9 protein-coding genes are annotated in these 11642 nt (G+C 62.0%); all 9 read left to right on the top strand.

Annotated features, from left to right (window positions below):
* The first annotated feature begins 8 nt into the window (after positions 1–8).
* The 9 genes from ACOI8A_RS01180 to ACOI8A_RS01140 all read left to right on the top strand — a co-directional run bounded on the left by ACOI8A_RS01180 (position 9) and on the right by ACOI8A_RS01140 (position 11583).
* Positions 9–932, top strand: coding sequence for a LysR substrate-binding domain-containing protein (locus tag ACOI8A_RS01180; protein WP_420649196.1), 924 nt, complete (start codon positions 9–11; stop codon positions 930–932).
* 140 nt (positions 933–1072) lie between these two features.
* Positions 1073–1690: a transcriptional repressor LexA gene (gene lexA / locus ACOI8A_RS01175; RefSeq protein WP_420649195.1), complete on the top strand. Its 618-nt coding sequence runs from the start codon at positions 1073–1075 to the stop codon at positions 1688–1690.
* A complete protein-coding gene (imuA, locus tag ACOI8A_RS01170) occupies positions 1690–2307 on the top strand; it encodes a translesion DNA synthesis-associated protein ImuA (protein WP_420649194.1) in 618 nt (205 codons plus the stop codon). The genes lexA and imuA overlap by 1 nt, the downstream gene beginning before the upstream one ends.
* A gap of 7 nt (positions 2308–2314) precedes the next feature.
* The gene (locus tag ACOI8A_RS01165) at positions 2315–3730 is read left to right on the top strand and encodes a Y-family DNA polymerase (protein WP_420649193.1); all 1416 of its coding nucleotides are present in this window, start codon (positions 2315–2317) and stop codon (positions 3728–3730) included.
* The gene (locus ACOI8A_RS01160; RefSeq protein ID WP_420651246.1) at positions 3727–6801 is read left to right on the top strand and encodes an error-prone DNA polymerase; all 3075 of its coding nucleotides are present in this window, start codon (positions 3727–3729) and stop codon (positions 6799–6801) included. Before ACOI8A_RS01165 ends, ACOI8A_RS01160 begins: the two co-directional genes overlap by 4 nt.
* 636 nt (positions 6802–7437) lie before the next feature.
* Entirely contained in the window at positions 7438–8124 is a 687-nt protein-coding gene (locus tag ACOI8A_RS01155; protein ID WP_420649217.1) for a CsgG/HfaB family protein, read from the top strand.
* A gap of 29 nt (positions 8125–8153) precedes the next feature.
* The gene (locus ACOI8A_RS01150; RefSeq protein WP_420649191.1) at positions 8154–8522 is read left to right on the top strand and encodes a DUF4810 domain-containing protein; all 369 of its coding nucleotides are present in this window, start codon (positions 8154–8156) and stop codon (positions 8520–8522) included.
* The gene (locus ACOI8A_RS01145) at positions 8519–9178 is read left to right on the top strand and encodes a DUF799 domain-containing protein (RefSeq protein ID WP_420649190.1); all 660 of its coding nucleotides are present in this window, start codon (positions 8519–8521) and stop codon (positions 9176–9178) included. The genes ACOI8A_RS01150 and ACOI8A_RS01145 overlap by 4 nt, the downstream gene beginning before the upstream one ends.
* 341 nt (positions 9179–9519) lie before the next feature.
* Positions 9520–11583, top strand: a complete 2064-nt coding sequence (locus tag ACOI8A_RS01140; RefSeq protein WP_420649189.1) for an ATP-binding protein — start codon at positions 9520–9522, stop codon at positions 11581–11583.
* Positions 11584–11642: the final 59 nt, after the last annotated feature.

Below are 11642 nucleotides of genomic sequence, written 5' to 3'. Positions count from 1 at the left end.
GAAAAAGCATGGACAAGCTGGGTGCTTTGAAAATGTTTGTGGTCACTGCGCAACTTGGCAGTTTCAGCCGTGCCGCCGAGCAATTGGGCAAGACTCCGTCGGCGCTGACTAAAGCGGTGAATCATCTCGAATCAGAGCTGGGTGCGCGGCTGTTCGAGCGCAGCACGCGGCGGATTCTGCTGACCGAAATCGGCCGGCTGTATCTGGAAACTGCGCGTCAGGTGCTGCAGCGCCTTGACGAGGCCTGCGAGGAAATCGAGCAGTTGCAGCATGGCCTGCGCGGCAGCCTGAAGATCACCGCGCCGCTGGCCTACGGGCGGGCGTTTCTCGATCAGGTGTGTGACGGCTTTTTGCAGCAATACCCGCAGATCAGCCTGCAAGTGGACCTGTGCGACGAGTTCGTCAATCTGCTGGAAAGCGGCTACGACCTGGCGTTGCGCGAAGGCCATGACGACTTGCCGGGGCTGATTGCGCGGGTGGTCGGCAGCAATCGCCTGGCCTTGTGCGCCAGTCCCGAATACCTGGCGCGCAAGGCTTTGCCGGTGACTCCGCAAACCCTCGATCAGCATGAATGGCTGTTGTATCGCCATCCGCTGCTTAGCCGCGAATTCTGGTGGGCCGAACGCGATGGTCAGCGCCTGAGCCTGCCGCAACCGGCGACCCCGCGCCTGCGCAGTGACAATTACGACTTGCTGCTGGCCAGTGCGCTGGCCGGGCGCGGTTTGCTGCACACGCCGCTGTGGAGCGCCGCACCGTACATCGCCGACGGGCGGTTGGTGCGGGTCATGGCTGACTATGAAATCGACCCGGACAGCTTTGGCCCGCACATCCTCGCGGTGTACCCGAGCCATCGACGGGCGACGGCCAAAGTCGTGGCCTTCATCGACTACATCGCAGCGTTTCTAAAGACGCCCCATCCTCCGTCTTTGTAGGAGCTGACGAGTGCAACGAGGCTGCGATCTTTTGATCTCGTTTTTTAGAAGCAAGATCAAAAGATCGCAGCCTTCGGCAGCTCCTACGTCGGCTTAGGCCGACCTGCGGTGCTTGTCAGGAAATTCCCACAAGAGTACAAATGTACCCCATGACGACTCTCACTCCCCGCCGTACCGCCATCCTGACCTTTATCCGCGAACGCATCGCCGAACACGGTCAACCCCCAAGCCTCGCTGAAATCAGCGAGGCTTTTGGTTTTGCCTCGCGCAGCGTGGCGCGCAAGCATGTGCTGGCCCTGACCGACGCCGGTTTTATCGAGGTCAATCCGCACCAGGCCCGCGGTATTCGCTTGCTCAATCAACCGCCGCGTGCGGAGTTGCTGGAGATCCCGGTACTCGGTCGCGTGGCCGCCGGTGCGCCCATCGGCGCCGATGCCGACATCCACAATCGACTGATGCTCGACCCGGCGCTGTTTTCCAGAGTGCCGGACTACATGCTGCGGGTGCAGGGCGATTCGATGATCGGCGACGGCATCCTCGACGGTGATCTGGTCGGCGTACGGCGCAATCCTGAAGCGCTCAACGGCCAGATCGTGGTGGCGCGGCTCGACGGCGAAGTCACCATCAAACGTTTCGAGCGGGTCGGCGATCAGGTGCGCCTGCTGCCGCGCAACCCCGCGTATCAGCCGATTGTGGTGCGCGCCGATCAGGATCTGGCGATTGAAGGTGTGTTCTGTGGTCTGGTGAGGCAAGGCTGATGGGCGCCGTCGTTGCGTTGGATACGCTGTTCAATGGCGGCCAGGTCTGGAGAGGCCGGCCTGCGCCACCGGCCGCCAGCCCGCAACCCACCGGGCATGCAGCGCTGGACGCGGCATTGCCCAGTGGCGGCTGGCCGGAAGCGGCGCTGAGCGAAATCCTTCTGGCCGGGCCGGGTGTCGGCGAGCTGCAATTGGTGTGGCCGACGCTGGCACGGTTGTCGGCGGCGGGCGAGCGCATTGTGCTGGTGGCGCCGCCGTTCGTGCCGTACCCGCAGGCCTGGGCGAATGCCGGGGTCGATCTGCGCCAGTTGTCCGTGATCCAGGCCAATGAGCGCGATGCCTTGTGGGCGGCGGAACAATGCCTGCGTTCGGGCAGTTGCGGCGCGGTGCTGTGCTGGCCGCTTAAGGCCGATGACCGCGCGTTGCGGCGTTTGCAGGTAGCGGCGGAAACCGGCCAGACCCTGGCGTTTGCGTGGCGACCGTTGAGCGAAGCGGTGAATCCCTCACCGGCCGCATTGCGAATTGCGATTGATGCCAAACCCGCCCAGTTGCGCGTACTCAAGTGCCGTGGCGGACTGGCGCGCACGGCGCCGATTGTTTACGCCGTGGGTCATTGAGGTCGTCATGCGCTGGGTGTGTATTGTGTTCCCGCAATTGGCGCTCGACGCGGTATTGCGTCAGCGTTCCGATCCCGATGAGCCGTTGGTACTGCTCAGCGGCCCGGCCCAGCGTCGGGTGTTGCAAGCGGTGAATGCATCAGCGCGCAAGCTCGGGCTGCGTCCCGGCCAGTCGATGACCGCCGCGCAATCCATGAGCAAAGGTTTTGTCACCGCCGATTACGACGTGGCCGAGGTCGGCCACTGGCAACAGTTTCTCGCGGCCTGGGTCTACGGTTTCAGCGCGCAGGTCAGCGTGCATTACCCGCGTGCGGTGGTGTTTGAAATCGAATCCAGCCTTGGGCTGTTTGGCTCGTGGGCGCAGCTTGAAGCGCGGCTGCGCAGTGAACTGACTGAACTGGGTTTCCGTCATCGTATCGTCGCTGCGCCCAATCCGGTGGCGGCGCGGGTTTTGGCCAACGCCTATGACGGCTTGGTGGTGCCCGACGGCGAGGCGTTGCAGCATCACCTCGGGCAGTTGCCGATTGACCGCGTGGGGCTGGAACCGAACGTGGCCACCGCGCTGTCGCGCATGGGCCTGCGCAACCTCAGTCAGGTACAGAACCTGCCGCGTCAGGCGCTGGCGCGGCGTTTCGAGGCACAGGTGCTCAAGCACCTCGACACCTTGTTCGGCGCGCGTCCGCAGGCCTTGGCGTTCTATCTGCCACCGGACCGCTTTGATGTGCGCATCGAACTGAATTTCGACGTGCAATCGCACCAGGCGCTGCTGTTTCCGTTACGTCGTTTGACCTCCGATCTGTCAGCGTTCCTCTGCGGGCGCGACAGCGGCGTGCAGCGCTTCGACTTGCATCTGGAACACGCCGGGCTGCCGGACACGCTGGTCAAGGTCGGCCTGCTCAGCGCCGAGCGTGATCCGGCGATGCTCTTCGAACTGGCGCGCGGACGCCTGGAGCAAGTGCAGGTCGAGGCGCCGGTACGCGGGTTTCGCTTGCGTGCGGAGGATCTGCCGAGTTTCGTGCCGCAGTTTCAGGAACTGTTCGACGACCGCCCGCAGCAGACCTTGCCTTGGGAGCAATTGCGTGAGCGCTTGCGTGCGCGGCTCGGCGATGAAGCGGTGCAGGGCTTACGCTTTCAGGCGGATCATCGCCCCGAATGTGCGTGGCAGAGCGCCGATGACAAACAGCCCTGCAATCCGTTGCCGGGTGTTTATCGTCCGGGCTGGCTGCTCGGCGAGCCGAAAACCGTACCCGACGGTTCGGCGCGGATTCTCATGGGGCCGGAGCGTATCGAGTCCGGCTGGTGGGACGGTGACGATGTGCGCCGCGATTATTACCTGATCCAGAACCGCGCCGGCCAGCAAGGCTGGGCCTACCGCGCGGTGGGTGAGGGCGGCCCGTTGTGGCTGCAGGGCTGGTTCGCATGAATGAGGGATATGCCGAACTGCATTGCTTGTCGAACTTCAGCTTCCAGCGCGGCGCTTCGAGTGCGCTGGAGTTGTTTCAACGGGCGAAAAAGCATGGCTATCAAGCCTTGGCGATCACCGATGAATGCACCTTGGCCGGCATCGTTCGTGCCTGGCAAGCGGCGAAATCGGTGAAGTTGCCGCTGATCATCGGCAGTGAAATCCGCATCGAAAACGGCCCGAAACTGCTGCTGGTGGAAAACCTCGAAGGCTATCAAGCACTGTGCGGCTTGATCACCCGCGCCCGGCGGCGTACGCAGAAGGGCCAGTATCAGGTGCTGCGCGAAGATTTCAGTCAGGCGTTGCCGGGGCTGCTGGTGCTGTGGGTGCCGGACACGGTCGATGACATTGAAGAAGGCCGCTGGCTGCAACAGACCTTCGGCGAGCGCCTGTGGCTGGCGGTGCAGATGCATCGCGGGCAGGACGATCATCGGCGGCTGGCGGCGTTGTTGAATCTGGCCAGTGAGTTGGGCATTACCCCGGTGGCCAGTGGCGATGTGCACATGCACGCCCGGGGCCGGCGTGCCTTGCAGGACACCATGACTGCGATCCGCCATCACTTGCCGGTGGCCGAGGCCGGGTTGCGCCTGCATCCGAATGGCGAGCGGCATCTGCGCAGCCTTGAAGTATTGCAAGAGCTGTATCCGCCAGCGTTACTCGCAGAGTCGGTGACGCTGGCGCGGCGCTGCACTTTCGATCTGAGCCAGTTGCGTTATCAATACCCCAAAGAACTGGTGCCTGAAGGCCACAGTGCCAGTTCATGGTTGCGGCATCTGACAGAAGAAGGCATCGCCTGGCGCTGGGAGAAAGGCGTCAAAGCCGAGGTGCTGACGCAAATCGACAACGAACTGGCGCTGATCGCCGAGCTCGGCTACGAAAGCTACTTCCTCACCGTGCACGATGTGGTGAAGTTTGCACGTGACCAGAACATCCTGTGTCAGGGCCGCGGTTCGGCAGCCAACTCGGCGGTGTGTTTTGCCTTGGGCATCACCGAAATCGACCCGGATCGCACCACGCTGTTGTTCGAACGTTTCATGTCTAAAGAGAGCAATGAACCGCCGGACATCGACGTCGACTTCGAACACGAACGCCGCGAAGAAGTCCTGCAATACGTGTTCCGTCGCTATGGCCGGGGGCGCGCGGCGCTGACGGCGGTGGTCAGCACCTATCACGCCGCCGGTGCGGTGCGCGACGTGGCCAAGGCGCTGGGCCTGCCGCCGGATCAGATCAATGCGCTGGCCGATTGCTGCGGGCACTGGAGCGATGAAACCCCGCCCGTCGATCGCTTGATCGAGGGCGGTTTCGACCCGGAAAGCCCGGTGTTGCGGCGGGTGCTGAGCCTGACCGGGCAACTGATCGGTTTCCCACGGCACCTGTCACAGCACCCCGGCGGTTTCGTGATTTCCGAGCAGCCGCTGGACACCTTGGTGCCGGTGGAGAACGCCGCGATGGCCGAACGCACCATCATTCAGTGGGACAAGGACGACCTCGACGCGGTCGGCCTGCTCAAAGTCGATATTCTGGCCCTCGGCATGCTCAGCGCGATCCGTCGCTGTTTCGATTTGCTGCGCCGTCATCGCAATCAGAACCTGACTCTGGCGACGATCCCGCCCGAAGACCGCCCTACCTACGAGATGATCAGTCGCGCCGACACGGTGGGCGTGTTCCAGATCGAGTCACGGGCGCAGATGTCGATGCTGCCGCGCTTGCGTCCTAAAGAGTTCTACGATCTGGTGATCCAGGTGGCCATCGTCCGGCCGGGACCGATTCAGGGCGGGATGGTGCATCCGTATCTGCGCCGACGCGACAAGATCGAACCTGAAATCTACCCCTCGCCAGCACTTGAAGTGGTGTTGAAACGCACCCTCGGCGTGCCGCTGTTTCAGGAACAGGTGATGCAGATCGCCATCGTCGCGGCGGACTACAGTCCCGGCGAGGCCGACCAGTTGCGCCGTTCGATGGCTGCATGGAAGCGCCACGGCGGGCTGGAGCCGCACAAGGTGAGACTGGCCGCCGGCATGCAGAAAAACTGCTACACCGCAGAATTCGCCGCGCAGATCTTCGAGCAGATCAAGGGCTTTGGCAGTTATGGCTTTCCCGAATCCCACGCCGCCAGTTTCGCCTTGCTGACTTATGCCAGTTGCTGGCTCAAATGCCACGAACCGGCGGCGTTCGCCTGTGCGCTGATCAACAGTTGGCCGATGGGTTTTTACAGCCCGGATCAGATTCTGCAGGACGCGCGGCGGCATCATTTGCAGATTCGTGCGGTGGACGTGCGTGCCAGCGATTGGGATTGCAGCCTCGAACCGATTGCCGGCGCGCAACCGGCGATCCGCATGGGCCTGCGCATGATCAAAGGCTTTCGTGAGGACGATGCCTTGCGTATTGAGGCTGCACGGGCGCGCGGGGCGTTTGCCGATGTTGCCGATCTGGGGGCGCGGGCCGGGCTGGATAGCCGGGCGCAGGCGTTGTTGGCGGATTCCGGCGCCTTGCGCGGCTTGGCCGGGCATCGCCATCAGGCGCGCTGGGAAGTGGCCGGGGTGCAGAAACAACTCGGCCTGTTCGAAGGTTTGCCGAGTCAGGAAGAGCCTGACGTAGCGTTGCCCAAGCCGAGTGTCGGCGAAGATCTGTATGCCGATTACGCGACCATTGGCACCACGCTGGGGCCGCATCCACTGGCGCTGCTGCGCGAACAGTTACGCAAGCTGCGCTGTCGCAGTTCGCGCGAGTTGCTGGAAGTCGAGCATGGGCGGCCAGTGAGCATCGCCGGGTTGGTCACCGGGCGCCAACGGCCCGGGACTGCGAGTGGCGTGACTTTCGTGACGCTGGAGGACGAGTTCGGTAACGTCAATGTGGTGGTCTGGCGTGATCTGGCCGAGCGTCAGCGGCAGGTGCTGGTGGGGTCGCAATTGCTCAGGGTCGATGGGCGCTGGGAACGACAGGGTGAAGTTCGGCACTTGATTGCTGGACGCATGAGTGATTTGAGTTCGATGCTGGATGGCGTTCATGTGCGTAGTCGCGATTTCCACTGACGTGATCACTTCTTGAGTACATATCCGTTGTTGCGGTTATGGCTGCTTGGGGTTTCGCCCTGACGGCGGGTCACCTTTTCCAGACGCCGGGATGCCGGCCCAGCGAAAAGGTAACCCAAAAGGCTTTACCCTGACGTTCGGCCCTCGCTGGGGCTCGGGTTCCTTCGCTCCGGGATTGTTCCGGGGGGCATCGCCTCCGGTTTGCTTCGCTGCACCTCCTCTCGATGTGTTTGGCTGCGCCAAACGGTCGCTGCGCTCCCACCCCCGGATCAATCCCTCCACTCAGCCTGCCGACGGGCGCTCGAGATCAAGAGCGGTACTCGAGCTAACGCTCATCGTTGAGTGGGGCGGCTGCGCCGCATGGGTCGTACATGCAAGAACCTGTGGGAGCTGGCTTGCCAGCGATGGCGGCCTTATAGCCGACCAGTCTCTGCCAGATGTACCCAGTTCCCCCTGTGGGAGCAGCAGTTTCTTGCGGATGTATCTCAACAGAGGTATCTGCGATGCCAATCCAATGGCGTCAAAAAAATCTGTCATCAATGCTGGCACTTTGGCATAATGCGCGCCGTTTCGCGTCCTCCCAGCGCATTGCCGCGCCCGGATGCACAGAATTTTCAAAAGGAATGCACAGTGAGAATGATCTCCCGGATGTTGGTCTCGGGCGTTGCGATTGCCGTCCTCGGCACTCTTGCCGGTACGCTTGCCGGTTGCGCCACCGAAAGCTCCCGCGCGCTGCCGGTAGCCAAAGTGGAAAGCGCCTCTCAGGTCTGGACCGGTGTTCGCGTGCCGATGGCCGTGGGCAAGTTCGATAACCGTTCGAGCTACATGCGCGGGATCTTTTCTGATGGCGTCGACCGTCTCGGCGGCCAGGCCAAGACCATCCTGATCACGCACTTGCAGCAGACCAACCGCTTCTCGGTGCTGGATCGCGACAACATGGGCGAGATCCAGCAGGAGGCCGCGATCAAGGGCCAGGCCCAGCGTCTGAAGGGCGCCGACTATGTGGTCACCGGTGATGTCACCGAGTTCGGCCGCAAAGAGATCGGCGATCATCAGTTGTTCGGCATTCTTGGCCGTGGCAAGACCCAGATCGCTTACGCCAAGGTCAACCTGAACATCGTCAACATCAGCACTTCCGAAGTGGTGTATTCGACTCAGGGCGCCGGCGAATACGCCTTGTCCAACCGCGAAGTCATCGGCTTCGGCGGCACCGCTGCATACGACTCTACCCTCAACGGCAAAGTACTGGATCTGGCCATGCGCGAGGCGATCAATCGTCTGGTTGATGGCATGAACGCCGGTGCCTGGAAACCGGGCAACTGATCGACGCCCATCGCAAGGAGCAACTACCCATGAATTTTTCTCTGTCGCGGCCGCTTATGGCCCTGACGCTGGCCGCCAGCGCCTTGCTGGCCGGTTGCAGCAGCCCGCAAACCCTGTATCAGTGGGAAGGCTACCAGCCGCAAGTCTACGAATACTTCAAAAGCGAAACGCCGAAAGAGGCCCAGGCCGAAGCACTCGAAGCCGATCTGCAAAAGATCCGCGCCAGTGGCAAAGCGGTGCCGCCGGGTTACCACGCGCACCTCGGTCTGCTGTACCTGAGCATGGGCAAGGACGATCAGATGGTGCAGCAGTTGCGCACCGAAAAGACCTTGTTCCCGGAGTCCGGCACGTACATGGATTTCCTGCTCAAAAACGCCAAGACCGGAGAAGCCAAATGATCCCGCGTGCAGTGAAACTGCTGGTCGGCGTTTTGGCGCTGGCGGTTCTGGGTGGCTGTGTCAAACCCAAGACCGTGGACTATTCGGCATACAAACAAGTGCGGCCGAAGAGCATTCTGGTGCTGCCGCCGCTGAACACCTCGCCGGACGTCAAGGCGTCTTACAGCCTGCTGTCGCAAGTGACGTATCCGCTGGCCGAGGCTGGTTACTACGTGCTGCCGATCACGCTGGTTGACGAGACATTCCGCCAGAACGGTCTTACCACACCTGACGATATTCATCAGGCACCGGCCAACAAGTTGCAGGAAATCTTTGGTGCCGACGCCGCGCTGTACATCACCGTGAGTGAATACGGCACGCGCTATATGGTGATCAGCAGCGAAACGGCTGTGACCGCCACAGCCAAACTGGTCGACCTGAAAACCGGCACCACGCTGTGGACCGGTGCAGCCCGCGCATCGAGCGAAGAGGGCGGCAACAACGGTGGTGGCGGCCTGATCGGCATGCTGATCACCGCAGCGGTGAAGCAGATCATCAACAGCTCCACCGATGCTGGCTACCCGATTGCCGGTGTGGCGAGCAATCGCCTGCTGTCGGCCGGGCATCCTGCGGGCCTGCTGTACGGGCCACGCTCGCCGAAGTACGGCACCGACTGACTGCTATCGAGGGGGGACAGACTCCCCCCTTTTTCAGTGTGTGCCCACGCTCGCAATGAGCAAGGCCTCCAATCCAGCGCCGCATCTCTGACGGTCGATCCTCGACATCGCCGCCAAACTCCAGACCAGCTACCATCCACTCAAGCATCTGATCGAGGCCTGCGCGTCGGACGGTGCGAATTCGACTATGTCTGCGATGAAACCATTAGCGCGCTTGATGCTCGAAACACACAGGCGCGGCGTCGCTGGGCGTAGCAATTGATCGGGCAAACCACAAGGCGTTGAATCAGTCGATGCAGTTTTTATCCGAAAGCCATGGGTGTGATGGCTAGAAAGGCGAGATGGCCGGGCGCATCCGTGCGTTCGACTGGAGCGGCACGGATCTGGGGCCGCTCGATAACTGGCCGGCGAGCTTGTGCAGCACGGTGCAGTTGATGCTCGCCTCGCCGCTGCCGATGGTCATGCTCTGGGGCCGCGCCGGCTACATGATTTACAACGACGCCTATTCGGAATTCGCCGGTGGCCGTCACCCGTATCTGCTCGGTGTGCCGGTGGAATTGGGCTGGCCGGAAGTCGCCGAGTTCAACCGGCATGTGGTGGATACCTGTCTGGCTGGCGGCACGCTGTCTTTCCGCAGCAAAGAGTTGGTGTTGCTACGCAACGGTGTCCCCGAAGACGTGTGGATGGATCTGTATTACAGCCCGGTGGCCAATGATCTCGGGCAACCGGCCGGGGTTATGGCGATGGTGGTGGAGACCACCGAGCTGGTGTTGTCCGAGCGCCTGCGCCAGGCGGCCGAGGACGCCTATCGAGCGGACAATGAGCGAGTGCGGCTGGCGCTGAATGCCGGGGCCTTGATCGGTTCTTTCGTCTGGGACATCAGAAACAATGTGCTGTCGGCCGATGAACGCTTTGCGCGCACGTTCTCCTATCCTCCGGAGCAGGACCTGGCGAACCTGCCGCAACACATCGCTGAATCGCGGATTCATGCGGACGATCGAAATTGGGTGCAGGAATGTATCGCGCGGTCGCTGCGCACCGCAGAGCCCTATAACGCGGAATACCGCGTGCTGCGCCCGGATGGCAGTTGTCGGTGGGTGCTTGCCAGTGGTGCCTGCGAGTTCGATGAACAGGGGCGGGCGTTCCGGTTTCCCGGGGTGTTGATCGACATTCACGAACGGAAAAGCGCCGAAGAATCGCTGCTCAAATTCACCCGCAACCTCGAACAACGAGTTTCCGATGAGGTGACAGCGCGACTGGCTGCCGAAGAGCGCTTGCGTCAGTCGCAGAAACTCGAAGCCATCGGCGGCCTGACTGGCGGCGTCGCGCATGACTTCAATAATCTGCTGCAAGTGATCGCCGGCAACCTGCACCTGCTGGCGCGGCATGAGCCGGAGAACGTCAACGTGCAACGCCGGGTCAGCGCGTCGCTGGCGGCGGTCGAACGCGGCGCCAAACTGTCTTCGCAACTGCTGGCGTTTGCCCGGCGTCAGCCGTTGTCGCCGGCGGTGTGCAATCCCAGACAGATCTTCGACGGCGTCGGCGAACTGCTGCAACGGGCGCTGGGCGAGACCATTCAGATCGACGTGCAATTGCCGCATGAGCCGTGGCACATCAATGTCGACCGCAACCAACTGGAAAACGCCATTCTCAATCTGGCTATCAACGCCCGCGACGCGATGCAAGGCGAGGGCACGATTGTCCTCGGTGCTGCGAACACCACACTGGATCAAACTTTTTGTGCCGGCAAAGGCCTGGTACCGGGAGATTTCGTACGGGTTTCAGTCAGCGATTCCGGAGTCGGCATTGCCGCGCATTTGCTTGAGCAAGTGTTCGAACCGTTCTTCACCACCAAGGCGGACGGCCAGGGTACGGGCCTCGGTTTGAGCATGGTCTTTGGTTTCGTCAAACAAAGTGGCGGGCACGTCGAGATCGACAGTCAGCTCGGTCAAGGCACGCGGGTGCAGTTGTACTTTCCCCGCAGTCTGCGCGCGGTGCTCGATGATGCCAGCAACTTTGAGTCTGCGCTGGGTGGCGGCAATGAAACCATCCTGGTGGTCGAGGACAACGACGCGGTGCGCGCGTCAGCCGTGGAGTTGTTGCGCGAAGAAGGCTATCAAGTGCTGACCGCCGGCCATGGCGATGCGGCGATGCAGATGTTGCTTGAGGGCACCGCAGTCGATTTGATTTTCACCGATGTAGTCATGCCCGGTCTGATCAAAAGCTCCGACCTGGCCGCATGGGCCAAAGTGCAAAAGCCGCCGGTACCGGTGCTGTTCACCTCCGGCCACACCCGCGACATCATCTCGCGCAACCACCAGCTCAGCCCCGATACCCACTTGCTCGGTAAACCCTACGGCCCGGAAGGTTTGCTGCAAATGATCCGCACGGTGTTGAGTAATTAATTTACACCGTCAGTGGGGGGCTTTTGTGGCGAGGGAGCAAGCTCCCTCGCCACAGTAAT

The organism is Pseudomonas sp. P4795 (assembly GCF_048822895.1).
Classification (GTDB): Bacteria; Pseudomonadota; Gammaproteobacteria; order Pseudomonadales; family Pseudomonadaceae; genus Aquipseudomonas.
This window is presented reverse-complemented; position numbering and strand designations above follow the sequence as displayed.